The organism is Flavobacterium sp. xlx-214, assembly GCF_013874595.1.
Lineage (GTDB): Bacteria > Bacteroidota > Bacteroidia > Flavobacteriales > Flavobacteriaceae > Flavobacterium.
The window spans coordinates 1,894,615-1,910,463 of the sequence record NZ_CP059431.1 but is presented as its reverse complement, the minus strand read 5'-3'; the positions used below and the strand labels follow the sequence as shown (position 1 = coordinate 1,910,463).

The 15,849-nt window shown below is 31.0% G+C and carries 17 protein-coding genes; 12 read left to right on the top strand and 5 right to left on the bottom strand.

The window, feature by feature from the left end:
* The first annotated feature begins 85 nt into the window (after positions 1-85).
* From H1R17_RS09075 to H1R17_RS09050, 6 genes are all read left to right on the top strand, one after another.
* Positions 86-517 (top strand): hypothetical protein, encoded by a 432-nt coding sequence (locus H1R17_RS09075; RefSeq protein WP_163432233.1) that lies wholly within the window; start codon positions 86-88, stop codon positions 515-517.
* A 236-nt stretch (positions 518-753) separates the two neighbouring features.
* Positions 754-1,638, top strand: coding sequence for a 23S rRNA (adenine(1618)-N(6))-methyltransferase RlmF (gene rlmF / locus H1R17_RS09070; protein WP_163432234.1), 885 nt, complete (start codon positions 754-756; stop codon positions 1,636-1,638).
* Positions 1,639-1,727: 89 nt separating this feature from the next.
* Complete coding sequence (locus tag H1R17_RS09065) at positions 1,728-3,647, top strand: LysM peptidoglycan-binding domain-containing protein (RefSeq protein ID WP_163432235.1); 1,920 nt, start codon at positions 1,728-1,730, stop codon at positions 3,645-3,647.
* A gap of 2 nt (positions 3,648-3,649) precedes the next feature.
* A complete protein-coding gene (locus H1R17_RS09060) occupies positions 3,650-4,051 on the top strand; it encodes an OsmC family protein (RefSeq protein ID WP_163432417.1) in 402 nt (133 codons plus the stop codon).
* Between the two features lie 10 nt (positions 4,052-4,061).
* Entirely contained in the window at positions 4,062-4,487 is a 426-nt protein-coding gene (locus tag H1R17_RS09055) for a hypothetical protein (RefSeq protein WP_163432236.1), read from the top strand.
* 60 nt (positions 4,488-4,547) lie between these two features.
* Positions 4,548-4,778: a DUF3820 family protein gene (locus H1R17_RS09050; protein WP_163432418.1), complete on the top strand. Its 231-nt coding sequence runs from the start codon at positions 4,548-4,550 to the stop codon at positions 4,776-4,778.
* Here the strand turns inward: H1R17_RS09050 and H1R17_RS09045 are convergent, their stop codons facing one another.
* Together H1R17_RS09045 and H1R17_RS09040 are read right to left on the bottom strand one after the other, a co-directional pair.
* A complete protein-coding gene (locus tag H1R17_RS09045; RefSeq protein ID WP_163432237.1) occupies positions 4,779-5,198 on the bottom strand; it encodes a hypothetical protein in 420 nt (139 codons plus the stop codon).
* The gene (locus H1R17_RS09040) at positions 5,195-5,566 is read right to left on the bottom strand and encodes a PadR family transcriptional regulator (RefSeq protein WP_163432238.1); all 372 of its coding nucleotides are present in this window, start codon (positions 5,564-5,566) and stop codon (positions 5,195-5,197) included. The genes H1R17_RS09045 and H1R17_RS09040 overlap by 4 nt, the downstream gene beginning before the upstream one ends.
* A gap of 199 nt (positions 5,567-5,765) precedes the next feature.
* Between H1R17_RS09040 and H1R17_RS09035 the strand changes: the two genes are divergently transcribed.
* The 4 genes from H1R17_RS09035 to mnmA all read left to right on the top strand — a co-directional run bounded on the left by H1R17_RS09035 (position 5,766) and on the right by mnmA (position 11,274).
* Positions 5,766-7,382, top strand: coding sequence for a CTP synthase (locus H1R17_RS09035; protein WP_163432239.1), 1,617 nt, complete (start codon positions 5,766-5,768; stop codon positions 7,380-7,382).
* Positions 7,383-7,425: 43 nt separating this feature from the next.
* Positions 7,426-9,306: a membrane protein insertase YidC gene (gene yidC / locus H1R17_RS09030; RefSeq protein WP_163432240.1), complete on the top strand. Its 1,881-nt coding sequence runs from the start codon at positions 7,426-7,428 to the stop codon at positions 9,304-9,306.
* Between the two features lie 93 nt (positions 9,307-9,399).
* Positions 9,400-10,032 carry a toxin-antitoxin system YwqK family antitoxin gene (locus H1R17_RS09025; RefSeq protein ID WP_163432241.1) on the top strand — a complete coding sequence of 211 codons (633 nt, stop codon included), beginning with the start codon at positions 9,400-9,402 and terminating at the stop codon, positions 10,030-10,032.
* A gap of 48 nt (positions 10,033-10,080) precedes the next feature.
* Positions 10,081-11,274: a tRNA 2-thiouridine(34) synthase MnmA gene (gene mnmA / locus H1R17_RS09020; protein ID WP_163432242.1), complete on the top strand. Its 1,194-nt coding sequence runs from the start codon at positions 10,081-10,083 to the stop codon at positions 11,272-11,274.
* Between the two features lie 413 nt (positions 11,275-11,687).
* Here the strand turns inward: mnmA and H1R17_RS09015 are convergent, their stop codons facing one another.
* From H1R17_RS09015 to H1R17_RS09005, 3 genes are read right to left on the bottom strand one after another with little or no spacing between them, the layout of a single operon-like run.
* Positions 11,688-12,110 carry a GNAT family N-acetyltransferase gene (locus tag H1R17_RS09015; protein WP_163432243.1) on the bottom strand — a complete coding sequence of 141 codons (423 nt, stop codon included), beginning with the start codon at positions 12,108-12,110 and terminating at the stop codon, positions 11,688-11,690.
* Positions 12,111-12,116: 6 nt separating this feature from the next.
* Positions 12,117-12,761: a CatB-related O-acetyltransferase gene (locus H1R17_RS09010; protein ID WP_181729218.1), complete on the bottom strand. Its 645-nt coding sequence runs from the start codon at positions 12,759-12,761 to the stop codon at positions 12,117-12,119.
* 35 nt (positions 12,762-12,796) lie between these two features.
* Positions 12,797-14,008 carry an MFS transporter gene (locus H1R17_RS09005; protein WP_163432244.1) on the bottom strand — a complete coding sequence of 404 codons (1,212 nt, stop codon included), beginning with the start codon at positions 14,006-14,008 and terminating at the stop codon, positions 12,797-12,799.
* Positions 14,009-14,081: 73 nt separating this feature from the next.
* On the opposite strand from H1R17_RS09005, the gene H1R17_RS09000 reads away from it, so the two are divergent.
* The gene (locus H1R17_RS09000; RefSeq protein ID WP_163432245.1) at positions 14,082-14,864 is read left to right on the top strand and encodes an AraC family transcriptional regulator; all 783 of its coding nucleotides are present in this window, start codon (positions 14,082-14,084) and stop codon (positions 14,862-14,864) included.
* A 94-nt stretch (positions 14,865-14,958) separates the two neighbouring features.
* The gene (locus tag H1R17_RS08995; protein ID WP_255489020.1) at positions 14,959-15,846 is read left to right on the top strand and encodes a hypothetical protein; all 888 of its coding nucleotides are present in this window, start codon (positions 14,959-14,961) and stop codon (positions 15,844-15,846) included.
* The last annotated feature ends 3 nt before the right edge of the window (positions 15,847-15,849 follow it).

Below are 15,849 nucleotides of genomic sequence, written 5' to 3'. Positions count from 1 at the left end.
TTTTATATTGGTAAATCAAAAAATGAGTATCTTTCTTAAAAAAAGGATGTTGTTGTTTTAAACAGTAAACACAAGTTACAAAACTATGAGAATCAAAATTACCTTTTTCACTATTTTATGCAACTTACTTATAGGCAATGGTATTTTTTACATAGCCAACAGTGATTTTTATTTATTAATGATATGCATGTCAATATCATGCATTGTTATTTATAGTTTGTTTTTTCGTTTTTTCCGTTTTGAAAACTATAGTACCATTAAACTATTGGGTGTTTCTATTTTAAACTGTATGTGTATCCTTTTACTAGGTGTTTTACTAGCTGTGATTGGCACCATAATACAAGAAGGTTTTGCCGAAACACCTGGTACTAATGATATAAGTCAATTACTAGCAGCCAGCACTTTTATGGGATTAATGGGAAGTATTATTTTCTTTCCCGTAAACATTGTTTTAGGTGTATTTAATTTTGTTTTACTATTAATAGTACAAAAAATGCAAATATTAAAACATAACTAAACAAGAGTTTGTACGTTTTATAATTAGGAAAGATGTAGAAACAAAAAATCCTGCAGCAAAAGTACAGGATGTATTATTTATGATTTATTAGCTAATTGTCCGCAGGCGGCATCAATATCTTTTCAATTTACTTAATAATAATATTGACATATTCCGTTTTAATAATTTATTGATAAAAAGTTCTTATCTCAAATAACCGAATTTAGTAATTTTGTCAATCGAATGTTGAAAACTGAATGAAAGATTCAAAAAACAAATTACATCCTAAAAGTCACCACAATTCATTATACAATTTTAATGAGCTGATTATAGATGTTCCGGAATTGAAAAAGTTTATAATCAAAAATCCAGACGGAATTGATACAGTTAACTTTTCAAATCCTGAAGTAGTTTATTTATTGAATAAAGCACTTTTGTTACATTATTACGATTTGTCTTTTTGGGATATTCCTAAGGAAAATCTAATTCCTCCTGTTCCGGGTAGAGCTGATTATATTCATTATATAGCTGATTTACTTCGTGATACTTCAACTAATATCGAATCAAAAAAAATATTAGACATAGGTACAGGTGCCAGTTTAATTTATCCTATTATTGGTAGTGCGGTTTATAATTGGCATTTTATTGCTACTGATATCGAACCAAAATCTTTAGAAAATGCTGCGCTTATTATAGCTAATAATGACCGATTAAAGGAAAAAGTGACTTTAAGATTACAATTAAACAAAAAAAACATTTTAAAAGAAATTATTACAGAAACCGATTATTTTGATGCGATAATCTGTAATCCTCCTTTTTTTAAATCTGAAAAAGAAGCTGCCTTTCAAACACAACGAAAGATAAAAGGGTTAACAAAAAATAAAGCCCCAAAGGTTGTTCCTAATTTTTCGGGTTTGTATAATGAGCTATGGTGCAACGGAGGTGAATTATCGTTTTTATTAAATTACATACAAGAAAGTCAATTATTTAAAAATCAAGTAGGTTGGTTTACAAGTTTGGTTTCTAATGAAGATAACTTAAAAGTATGCTTTAAAGAATTAAAACGTTTAAAAGCGGTTTTTAGAACTATTGAGATGTCTCAAGGCAATAAAAAAAGCCGCATTTTGGTTTGGAAATTTTAACTAATTCCTCTTTTATAAATGTGTTTAGAAATAAAATATATTAAACTGTCGTTGTAAATACGACAGTTTTTGTTTTTATATTTGTTACTATGAAGAAAATAATTTTTACAATATCAGCTTTAATTTGTGCAGGATATTCATTTGCGCAAACAGCTACCAAAACACACGTGGTAGCTAAAGGTGAAAACATTACTCAAATTGCAAAAAAGTATAATACTACCAATAACATTCTGTTTTTGTTAAACCCTGAAGCTGTTGATGGTGTTAGTGAAAACCAAGTACTAAAAATTCCTACAACTTCAGAAATTCAACACCAGGTTATTGCAAAAGAAACTGTTTATGGTATTGCCAAGCAATATAATATTGCCATTGAAAAATTATATGATTTAAATCCAGGTTTAAAAGAAAATGGCTTAAAAGTTGGGCAATATTTAAATTTAACCAACACTTCTGTAAATAATACAAACGCTACAACTTCTAATACTACAAATAAAAATGCTTTAACAACCATGATTGTTGAAAAAGGCGAAACTATTTATGGTATTGCTGTTAAAAACAACACAACTGTTTCTACACTTTACGAGTTAAACCCTGGTTTGTTAGAAAATGGTTTAAAAGTGGGGCAACCTTTAAATGTACCTGTAAGTAAACAACAAGTTGTAGCTGTTGAGGAAGAAAAACCGCTTCCGCCAAGCAGTGTACAGTTTCAAAAAACAGCCAAAACAATTACAGTACAGCCTAAAGCAACTATTTATAGTATTGCCAAAGCAAATAATGTTACACAAGAACAATTATTGCAATGGAATACCGATTTAAAGAATGGTTTGAAAGAAGGAAGTGTGTTAATTGTTGGGTACGGAAATGATATAAATTCAGCAGTTGATACAACAACAAAACCTAGCGCTCCTAAATTAGAAGAAGTTAAAAAAGGAATTCATTTATCATTAGTTAATGATGGTTCTGCTAAAGATTTAGTTATGTTGTTGCCTTTTAATATTTCTAAGAATAATTTTCAAAACCCGTCCATCAATCAAACCATAAAAGAAGATGTTTTTTTAAACATGACATTGGATTTTTATTCGGGTGCTAAGTTGGCTATTGATGATTTAAAAAGTAAAAATTACAATTTAAATATAAAGTTTGTTGATTCTAAAGAAACCAATCGATCTTTAGATGTGAGTACTTTGAAAAACGACTTTAATTTTGATTCAACGGATGTAATTATTGGTCCGTTTTTTCAAAAAAATGTAGATGCCGTTTCAGAATCGTTCAAAAATCAGCAAACCATTATTGTTTCGCCATTGTCTACAGATAAAGGTAAACCATATCCACGCCAAGTTCACACCATGCCCAATAGCGATATTGTGAAAAAGGAAATGATGGAGTATTTGGTTTCTAAACAACAACGCATCGTTGCAATTACCGATGGTAAAAAAACGTCAGCTAGCTATTTTTCAACCAATTACCCAAATGTTAGTACCATAGCTATTGCAAATGATGAAAAAGTGAGTCCAACCATTTTAAAGAATTTGCTAGATGCAGATTTGGTTAACTATATTGTATTTGATGCCACTTCACTAACATCAAGTGTTGAACTGATTAATTTATTAAAAACATTAAAGAAAGATTATAAAATACAATTAGTATCGCTTGAAAAATTAGATGTTTTAGAATCGTCAGATGTTGATATCAATGATTTAATAACTTTAAAATACACATTTCCATCTGTAACCAACGATACTGATTCTAATAAAAAGCAGCAGTTTTCTAAAGATTACAAAAAAATATACGGCAAAAATCCAAGCAGATTTGCAACACGTGGTTATGATGTAACTTATGATGTAATTACGCGTATGTTTGAATCTGATGAAAATTCAAATATATTTGATTACGGTTCACAGCAAGTTGAAAATAAATTTGCCTATATAAATGAGAATGGAGGCGTTTACAACAATGCCGTTTACATTTTGTATTATGATAAAGATTTAACCATTAAAGAAGCAAAGTAATGATTACAAGTAAAGTTATATATAAAGGCGATTTAAGAACAGAATCAACTCATTTACAGTCAGGTAGCGTTATTGTAACCGATGCGCCAAAGGATAATCATGGTAAAGGTGAAGCTTTTTCGCCTACAGATATGGTAGCCAATTCATTAGCAACGTGCATGTTTAGTATTATGGGCATTAAAGCCAAACAAATGGATCTTGATATTTCAGAATCAACTGCTGATGTGACTAAAATTATGCAAGCTGAACCAAGAAAAATAAGCGAAATTATTGTTGCTATTGAAATGGTTGGCGTTGCTGATGATAAATCAAGAACAATTTTAGAACGTGCTGCCATGACATGCCCTGTGTTTTTAAGCTTGCATCCTGATATTAAAAAAACAGTGACTTTTAATTGGAAGTAATTTAAAAACGATGAAAAAAGGATTTGTACTATTTATTTTAATTTTAATAAGTAGTTTATCATTTGCTCAAGATAAAAAATTAGTAGGCACCTGGAAAGGAAATGATTCTCAGGGAACAGAAATTAAATTTATTTTTGATACCGAAGGATATATTACCATGTCATCAGATGGTCTTGAAGTTGGAGGAAAAAATTTTGATGTTAATGGTATTACTGTATCAATGAAGTACGAAACAGATTTATCCCAAACGCCTCATAAGCTAACTTACATTTTAACGGATTTGTCTGGTGCTTACCCAACTGTTACTATGAGTGGCGTTTATCAATACATTAATGCTAATAGTATAAAATTTAGAATAAATCCTAATTTAGGAGAAAGCTACGATAGCTTTGTAGATGAAGTAGATGAGGATACCTTTATTTTAAAAAGAGAATAATTATACTAAATATTTAAAGTAGTATTTTAAAATTTAAAAGGTGCATTTATGGCACAAAATATGGAAGATCAAAACAAACAATTATTAGAACTAGCATATACAAAAATGCCCTACGGAAAATTCCAAGGGCGTTTTTTAGTTGATATACCAGAGCCTTATTATGTTTGGTATAAAAATAAAGGCTTTCCTGCGGGTAAATTAGGCCAACAATTGGCTATGATGTACGAAATAAAGTTAAATGGATTAGAAGTTTTAATTCGAAATATTAAAAACAAATACCCAAAACCTTAGTTATTCAAATAAATCATCTTTATTTAAGCCGTTAATTGATTTTTTTTGTGCTTTTAGATAAAAATATAGGTGAAATAATAAAATAGGTATCCAGATTAAAATAGTTAAATAAACAACATTTATCTTTTCGTATTTTGATTCAAATCCAAAGGCAAACCAAAGTAATGATATTATATTATGTACTAAAAAAGTTGTAAAATGGAAGCGAAATCCTACATCGTAAATAGGTAAGTATTCACCATCTTTTTTGCCTAAATACCACCCAAAACTAAACATTAAGCCACCATATAGTATAGATGATGTTAGTATAATGATATAGTTTTGGTTTTCAATTCCGTATGATAAACAAAACCTGAAAATTATTGTAAGTAAGATTGCTGCTACAGCAAACTTAACTAATTGTGGGGTGATTGATTTCATAATGATGTGTTTAAAAGTTCTTTAATTTCTTCTCTATAAAATAAATTAATATTTCTTTGTACAAATTCATCAAAAAGCTGAAAACCTAAAAGGGTTAACTTATAATATTTACGTTCTGGACCTTTGTTTCCTTTTCTTGCCTCAAATTCTAAAACACCTATATGTTCAAATTTTCGTAGAATTCTATACAAACTTTGTTCTTCACAGCTCATTGTTCCATTAGATTTTTCAACAATAAACTGACGTATCTCGTCTACATACTTTGAACTTTCTTTTAATGAAAGGAAAATCCAAAGCGTTAATTGTCCTTTTTTGTATGTTTCTTCCCAAGAAAGTAGCAATTCATTAAGTACATCTTCATTTTTCATTATTAATTCTTTAGTATTAAACAATTAGTATAATACTAAATTAATACTTTTTTTTAAGTTGCAAAATATTTTACAGATTTTATTTTTAAAAATACTTTAGAGTGATTACTCAAAATGTATTTTTCTACTTTCAAAACCCAAATTATAATTGTAATTTTGCTCGGTTTAAAATACAACAACGCAACACAACAATATCATCATGAAACAATGTAAATATATTTTCGTAACAGGTGGTGTAACTTCATCACTTGGAAAAGGAATTATAGCAGCTTCTTTAGCAAAATTGCTACAAGCAAGAGGATACAGAACAACCATTCAAAAGTTTGATCCGTATATTAATGTGGATCCAGGAACGTTAAATCCGTATGAGCACGGAGAATGTTTTGTAACAAATGATGGTGCTGAAACCGATTTAGATTTAGGTCATTACGAGCGTTTTTTAAACGTTCCTACATCGCAAGCAAATAATGTAACAACAGGGCGCGTTTATTTATCGGTTATCGAAAAAGAACGTCGTGGTGAGTTTTTAGGAAAAACCGTTCAGGTAGTTCCTCATATCACCAATGAAATTAAAGAACGTATGCAGTTGTTGGGCAAATCGGGTGATTATGATATCGTAATTACAGAGATTGGTGGAACTGTAGGTGATATTGAATCGTTACCTTATATTGAGTCGGTTCGTCAGTTAGTTTGGGATTTAGGCGAAAACAATTCAGTAGTAGTTCATTTAACCTTAGTACCTTATTTAGCTGCTGCTGGTGAGCTAAAAACAAAGCCTACACAACACTCTGTTAAAACATTAATGGAAAGCGGTATTAAGGCTGATATTTTGGTTTGTAGAACAGAGCATGAATTATCTTCAGACATTCGCAGAAAATTAGCTGCATTTTGTAATGTTTCGCAAGAGTCTGTTATTCAGTCTATTGACGCTTCAACAATTTATGAAGTTCCAAATAATATGTTGGAAGAAGGTTTGGATATTGTTACCTTGAAAAAGTTAGATTTACCTGAAAAAGGGTTACCAGATTTAACAAAATGGAACGATTTCTTACACCGTTTAAAAAATCCAAAACATACAATAAATATTGGTTTAATTGGTAAGTATGTAGAATTGCAAGATTCGTACAAATCAATTTTAGAAGCTTTTGTTCACGCAGGTGCTTCAAACTATGCTAAAGTTAACGTGGTAAGTATTCATTCTGAATATTTAACTACTAAAAATGTAGCTGATAAAATGAAAACACTTGACGGTGTTTTGGTTGCTCCAGGATTTGGATCTCGTGGTATTGAAGGAAAAATTGATGCAATTCGTTATGCTCGTGAAAACAACATTCCGTTTATGGGGATTTGTTTGGGTATGCAAATGGCTGTTATTGAGTATGCTAGAAACGTTTTAAGATACGAAAATGCCAATTCAACAGAAATGAACGATAGTACACCACATCCGGTTATTACGTTTATGGAAGAGCAAAAAACAATTACCGATAAAGGTGGAACAATGCGTTTAGGCGGATGGGATTGCGAAATTAAAGAAGGTACCAAAGCTTATGATATTTACGAAAGTACTTTGATTAACGAGCGTCACCGTCACCGTTATGAGTTTAATAATTATTATACAGAGGCTTTTGAAAAATCAGGAATGGTGTTATCTGGTGTAAACCCAGAAACCAAGTTGGTTGAAATTATTGAATTACCAAATCATCCGTTTTTCGTAGCTGCACAGTACCACCCAGAGTACAAAAGTACTGTAGCAAACCCACATCCGTTATTTAAAGCTTTTGTTAAAGCTGCAGTAGATAAAAAGCTTAATGCGTAATAGTTATAGAGTTACGTTTTTTAAGAAGTTATAAATTTTCAAGATGGAAGAAAAAAAATTAGACAAGAGTAGCCTAATTGGAATGGCTTTAATTACAGGTTTATTAATCTGGATGATGTCTGGAAATATGTTTTCAGATAAAAAAGATGAAAAATCTGCCGAAAAACCAAAAACCGAAGTTGCTGCTTCTAATAATATTGAAAAATTAGCTGCTAATGCTGCTAATGATACAGTTGTAAATGAACAACTTAAAGCTGCTTTAGGTCCTTTTGCTTATGGTGCTGCTTTGCCAAGTGTTGCAAACGCTAAAGATATTGAAGTTTCTAATGGTGTTTTAACATTAGTTTTTTCAAATAAAGGTGGTTTTATTAAAGAAGCAACAGTTAATAATCAAAAACGTATTTCAAGCAAAAATGAAGATTTAGTTAAGATTATTAAAGATAATAACTCTAAACTTAATTTACAGTTTGTAACCAAAGATCGTAGAACTTTTGATACAAAAGATTTGTTGTTTGAACCAACTGTGTCAAAAGAAGGTGAAAATACGGTTGTTTCTATGAAGTTAAAAACTTCTGAAGCAGCTTACTTAGAATATCGTTATGTGTTAAAACCAAACGATTATATGTTAGACTTAAGTGTAAAAACGGTTGGTTTAAGCAATGTAATTGATGGTTCTAAACCAGCTGTTTTAGATTGGCAATTAAAAGCTACACGTAATGAGAAATCAATCACTTATGAGAATCGTTATGCTGAAGTTGTTTTTGAGTATGAAGATGGTAAAGATGATTATTTAAATCCTGCTAAAACTACTTCAGACGAGGTGAAGGATTTAACTTACGTAGCTTTTAAACAGCATTTATTTACATCGGTTTTATTAACTGATACAGCTATTAAAAGTGCAACGGTTTCTCAAGAAAATTTAGTGAAGGATGAAGATGATAATGCTGGTTTCTTAAAAGATTTTGAAGCTAAATTACCATTAGAATATAAAGGTGGTGAGTTAACGTATAATATGAATTTATACATGGGACCATCTGATTACAACATCTTAAAAAAATATGACAAAAATTTAGATGAAATTGTACCATTAGGTTGGGGTATTTTTGGTTGGTTAAACCGTATTGCCATTATTCCTTTGTTTACATTATTAACGCATTTAATTCCACACGGAATTGCAATTGTATTGTTTACAGTGGTAATTCGTTTAATAATGTCGCCAATTCAGTACAAATCGTACGTTTCTCAAGCAAAAATGAAAGTAATTCGTCCAGAAGTGAATGAATTAAACGAAAAGTATGCTAAAGATCCAATGAAAAAGCAACAAGAAACCATGAAGTTGTACAACAAAGCGGGGGTAAATCCAATGGCTGGTTGTATACCAATGTTAATTCAGTTGCCTGTTTTCTATGCGTTGTTTAGCTTTTTTCCATCAGCTTTCGATTTAAGACAAAAAGCATTCCTTTGGGCTGATGATTTATCATCATACGATAGCGTTTTTACGTTACCTTTCAAAATTCCTTTTTATGGAAATCACGTAGCTTTGTTCCCAATTTTGGCAGCTTTAGCAACTTTTGTTTATATGAAAATGACAACAGGCGATCAAGCAGCAATGACTCCGCAACAAGAAGGTATGCCTGATATGAGCAAAATTATGAAGGTAATGATTTACATTTCGCCACTTATGATGTTGTTCTTCTTTAATAATTACGCTTCTGGTTTATCATTGTATTACTTTATTTCGAATTTAATTACCATTGGTATTATGTATGTAATTAAGAACAAAATTGTTACAGAAGATAAGGTAAAAGCAATTATTGAAACCAATAAATCAAAAGACAAGCCTAAATCTAAATTCCAACAAAAAATGGATCAAATGATGGAGCAGGCTCAGCAACAACAAAAAATGAATCAAAACAAAAAGTAATTCATTTTAAATATTTACATTTAGCATCCTTTTAGAAGGATGCTTTTTTTTGGTCAAGTTTTTGATTACAGAATACTATTAATATTAATAATTATGAAAAAATATATCGTTACAGCATTTTTGTTTTTAACAACTATAACGGCAACTTTTGCACAAGATGTAAACAAAACAAACGCACAAGGCAATAAAGAAGGTAGTTGGATTGGGTATTATCCTAATTCTAAAATGGTAAAGTATGAAGGTACTTTTAAGAACGGAAAAGAAGTTGGTACTTTTAAATTTTATGCCGATGAACCTAACAAAAAGCTAATTGCTTCAAAAGAGTTTAAAGCGGATGGATCTGTTTATACTATTTATTATAACGGCAAAAAGAAAATGTCCGAAGGTATTTACATCAATAAATTAAAAGAAGGTGTTTGGAAAACCTATCATTTTGATGGTGTTCAGGTTATGGCAGATGAACCTTATAAGAATGATAAATTGAACGGAATTAAAAAGGTTTATTATCCTTCAGGAAAACTTTCTGAGGAAATTGAATACAAAAACGGAATTGCAGATGGAATTGCGTATCAATATGCTGAAAACGGAGTGAAAATTAAAGAAACCCAGAACAAAAATGGCATTTTAGACGGTAAAATCATTATTCGTGATGATACTGGAAAAATTACCGACGAAGCAAAATATGTTAACGGAAACTTAATTCTACCTAAAAAAGCTACTAAGTAAAAAACAACTCAAGCAATTGTTGTAAATTTGCATTTCAGATTTTACATCATGAAAAAAAGAGTAGTAGTAGGTCTTTCTGGAGGAGTTGATTCTAGCGTTGCTGCACAATTATTATTAGATCAAGGTTACGAAGTAATTGGGTTATTTATGAAAAATTGGCACGACGATTCTGTAACCATTTCCGATGAATGCCCTTGGCTAGAAGACAGTAACGATGCGTTACTTGTTGCCGAAAAATTAGGAATTCCATTTCAAACAGTCGATTTAAGCGAGCAATACAAAGAGCGTATTGTAGATTATATGTTTAAGGAGTATGAAAACGGTCGTACACCTAATCCTGACGTCTTGTGTAATCGCGAAATTAAATTCGATGTTTTTATGAAAATTGCATTAGAATTGGGTGCCGATTTTGTTGCTACAGGTCATTATTGTAGAAAAGCAGAAGAACAAATTGATGGAAAAACGGTTTATAAATTGTTAGCAGGTAAAGATCCTAACAAAGACCAATCGTATTTTTTATGTCAGCTATCACAAGAACAATTAGCAAAAGCATTATTTCCAATTGGCGAATATCTTAAGCCTGAAGTGCGAGAAATTGCAGCTAAACACAATTTAGTTACGGCAGAAAAAAAGGATTCACAAGGTTTATGTTTTATTGGTAAAGTTCGTTTGCCTGAGTTTTTACAACAGCAATTAAAGCCTAAAAAGGGTTTAGTGTATGAAATTGAAAATGACCATATTATTTTTCAACCAAAACCAGAAAAGGAAAACTTTTTAGAGCAGTTAATAAGTGAAAGTACAGCAATTCATTTTACACCAGAAATGGGTAAAAAAGTAGGTGAGCATAATGGAGCACATTATTTTACTATTGGTCAGCGTAAAGGTTTAAATATTGGGGGTACACAAGAACCATTGTTTATTATTGGTACCAATGTAAAAGAAAATACCATTTATACAGGGCAAGGAAGTCATCATTTAGGATTATTTGCCAAAACGTTATGGGTAAAACCAGAGGAAATACATTGGATAAGAGAAGATTTAAAACTACAAAACGGACAAGAAATGGAAGTTATGGCGCGTATTCGTTACCGTCAACCATTAGAAAAAGCTACTTTGTATAAAACAGAATTAGGTCTTTTTGTACGATTTGAAAATCCGCAGTCAGGTATAACCGAAGGTCAATTTGTATCGTGGCATCAAAACGAAGAGCTTTTAGGTTCTGGTGTTATATCAAAAATGTAAAAAATATTATAAAAGTTAACCAAGCACAATATGCTTGGTTTTTCTATTTTTGTATAAATCATAAAAGCTTCTAAAAAATAAGGTGTTTCTCCTCCATCTTTTGTTTAACAAGTTTTTTTGAGCTACCAACACCGACTTAGACAAAATGAATTTATTTCTTTAAGTGCATATCTTTGTAATTTATGAATAGAAAAGACATACGTTACATTATATAATTTAAAATTAAAGTTGTAGACTTAAGTAAAGCTAGAAAGAGAATTACAAATAATAAAAATGAGATTATTGGTTGGGTTAGTGACAACCCTTCCAAATATTGCTTTACTTGATGGAGAAGAAAAAGGTTTAAAAATATTAGGTAAAAGAATTGCTTAATTTATATAAGTTGCTAATAATAAAGTATGAGCTTGTAAAATTTACAAACTCATATGCAAAATAGGATATTCTTTTCCTTGTCCGTCAAGTTCAGAGCGGTTTAATACTCGAAAACCCATATGTTCATAAAAACCGACAGCTTGGCTATTTTGTTCGTTAACATCTACCTTTGTAACTTTACAATTAGCAATGCTGTATTCTAATAATTGTTTGCCGATTCCTTTTCCACGCACATCATTATGAATAAATAACATTTCAAGGCTTTCATTTGCAATCCCCATAAAACCAACTAATTTCCCATTTTCTTCAAAGCCAAATAAATCGACGTGCTCAAAATATAAGGGCATTTGTTCTTTATAAAATTCGAAATCTTCTTTTTTCAAAAAATCGTGAGTATTTAAGACTGCACTTTCCCAAATTGGTATTAAATCTTGATAATCTTTCGGTTCAATTTTTCTAATCATAAATCGTTAAGTATTTTTAATTTCGTACAACTGACTTTGTAGCACTAAGTTGTCAATGTTATCAGAACAAATGTAATCTTTCAGCTCATTAAACTTGACAACATCCCAATCGTATATTTTCAGTTTCAATAAGGTCTCAATCGATACTGTATCAAATCGTTTTTTAATTTCTTTAGCAGGATTTCCAGCAACCATAGTGTAAGGAGGAACATCTTTTGTTACAACAGCACCCGATGCAATAATAGCACCTTCACCAATTTTAATTCCAGGCATTATCATTGCTCGCATTCCAATCCAAACGCCATCGCTAATAATAGTATCGCTCTTACCTTGATAAGCTTCTGTAATTTTATCTTCAAAAGGATAAAGACTAAACCAATCGGTACGATGTGTGTTGTTGCCACCCATTAATATAACAGCTTCAGCTGCAATACAAACATAAGATCCGATGTATAATTGATCGATTTTCCAAGCTGGCTCCCAATTCTCCAAACTAAAAGCATCACCATACAAATAGCGGACAACACTTTCCTCAAATGTACCACTCCAAGCATTGCTGTAATAACTTGTTGTGCCTTTAATATGAATATTGGGATTGGTTACCGTTTGATGCAAATATTCTACAATAGACCAATGTTTTTGCTGTTTCATTATCTCAAAAATAAAATACAAAAGTACTCAAATATCTACTTATCTTCTATAAATCTGTCTTGAGAAGCTTTCCAACCAAAGAAAAACATAATAATGATGAGCAAGGCAATAAAGTAAAACGAAGTTTGCCAAGAGATATCCCAATCGTGTAATTTGCCAAAAATAGGAGGGCCAAAAGCTGCAATTAAGTACCCTATAGATTGAGCCATTCCAGAAATCTTAATGGCGTTAACGCTGGATTTTGTACGCAAGGAGAAAAATAAAATTGATAAACTAAAAGATAATCCGTTTGACAAACCCAATAAAATGGCTGTAGCATAAATGTAATCGGTTTTTAGCCAAGCAAACATCAACATACTCACAAACATCATAACACAAATAAAAAGCATCATCGGTTTTTGATTTTTCATTCGGTTAGCAATAATTGGACCTACAAATGTAATAGGAATCATTGCGATTTGAATGGTGAATAAAATCCATCCGGGTTGATTTCCAATCATTCCATAATCTCTTAAAACAGCTGGCAACCAAGAGATCAAACTATAATAAACAGCAGATTGCAAGCCCATAAAAACACTGATATTCCAAGCTTGTGCCGATTTAAAAATATTAAAATTACTTTTTTCAGCTTTTACCAAACTGTCACTTTTAGTAGAGTTTTTTTTGTTGAAAATCAATTCAATCAGCAAAACAAACAATCCTAAAATTGCAATAATCAACCAAATACCCAATGATCCTCGCCAGCCAAAGCCTGTCCATTCACCAATACTTACGCTATAACCCGACGCTAATGCAGCAGTAAGATTCATTGCAACAGCAAATATGCCTGTCATCAATCCTATATGTTTGGGGAAATTGGTTTTTATAAATCCTGGTGTAATCACATTACCAACGCAAATGCCCAATCCTATGAAAATTGATCCAACAAATAGTGTTTCTATGTTTCCAAAAACGCGAAGAAATAATCCAAAACTTAGAATAATCAACGCATACAAAAGCAATTGATTCATACTGAATTTTGTTGAAAAACGACTCACCAACACAGAACAACTAGCAAACATCAATAAGGGAATGGATGTTAAAAGACTGCCTTGTAAATGATCTAGTTGAAGCGAATTGCTGATTTCACTAAGTACGGGACCTACCGATGTAATTGGTGAACGAAGCGTACTTGATATCAAAATAACTATAAGAACATTAAGCGTTGCTAATAAATATACAGATGTATTATTTGTTTCAGTTTTCATGTAATAAATATTTGAAAACAAAATTACTAAGGGTATTTAATTTATATTTGTCATATTGTTAATCTAAAACGACATGTGTGTTATTGAAAATTCTACGTTAGTTGACGAAATTGAAAAACCTTATTTTGTTTGGTTTGAAGATAATTGGACGCACGAAGATGAATTACATTATCATAAAAAAGCGCAATTGGTTTATGTAGAAAGCGGTTTTCAATACCTTACGGTTAATGAAAAAATTTATTTATTGCCTCAAAATCACGCCGCTTGGATTCCATCAAATGCCATTCACAAAACGAATTCACATTCTGAAAAGATAAAATTGATGATTATATTCTTTGATGCACCTGAAGCTGAAGATTTTTATCATCAAGTACATATTTTCTCGGTTCCTCCCTTACTAAAAGAGATGATAAAATATGCAGAAAAGTGGTCGCAAAACAAAGAAGAGAATGAAGATGAACGTGTTTTTTTACATGCTTTATTAAATGAATTGCCTCAGCTAGTTGCTAATTCTTTGCAAATTTGTATGAGTCTGCCAAAAGATTTGCGACTAAAAAAAGCGGTAGATTATCTGAATTTGCATTATGCCGAAGATATGAAGATGGAAGAATTAAGTTATTCAGCCACTTTATCTTTACGTAGTTTAGAACGAATTTTTAAAAAAGAAACAGGTTTAACATTGAGTAGATACCAACAAATGCTGCGTATTATTAAAAGTTTAGAATTATTGAGTTCCAAAGAATGGACGATTTCTGAAATAGCTTTTAAAGTTGGTTATAAAAGTGTACAGGCATTTACCAATAGCTTTATGAATGTAATGCAATACAGGCCAAGTGATTTTTTGAGAAATAAATAGATTTAGGTCTAATTTCAAACCGTATTTTTTGAACAAATCAAAAACAGTTGATTATTTGTAGTGTAAAATCAATAGCTTAGCAGAAAATTTTTTTATGAAAAAATACACATCCAACCATAGCCTAAATAGTCATGTAAAAACATTTTGCTTCTTGATACTTAGTTTTTTCATTTCTAATTTAAGCAACGCGCAAGAAATCATTCCGTTTAAATTAACCAAATACAATTCAATTATTTTAGATGGTTTTGTGAATGAAAAGGATTCAGTTAAATTGATGTTTCAAATTGCGATGAAAGATGGAGCTCTATCCCCACAAAGAGTTAACAAAGCAGAAAGTGTTGTATTTAAAGATGATGTTAGCAACCAAAATGCTTTAAAAATTGGCAACCTCAATTGGGAGAATATAAAATTTTACGATAATGAACTTGCGGGACATGGAACTGATGGAAAAATAGGAACCGTACTTTTTAAAGGGAAAAGTTTTAAAATTGATTACGATTTAAATCAATTCGAAATTTACGATAATTTACCCGCTATTAACGATTATACAAAATTGCCGTTTACCCAAAATGAATACGGACAAATATTTATTACTTGTAAAAGTACGATAGGAAATGAAACCTATAGCGCCGATTTTTTATTGCAATCAGGATATTCAGGAGGATTGCTTTACAGTAACGCATTTACAGATAACAACAACTTAGATGCAAAGCTAAAAACTACAGGAGAAAGAACCTTAAAAAATGCTGCTAACCAAAGTATTACAACTAAGCAAGGTGTTTTACCCATTTTAGAAATTGGTTCAATTACTCTTAAAGATGTATCGGCAGGTTTTTTTATTGGATCTATTAAAAACCAAACCTTTAATTACCTTGGTGCAGATGTTTTGAAAAGATTTAATTGGATTTTTGATATGGAAAACCAAGTGGTGTACATAAAACCAAATAAGCATATTGAAGATCCTTATTTTGAAATCATGTAGTAA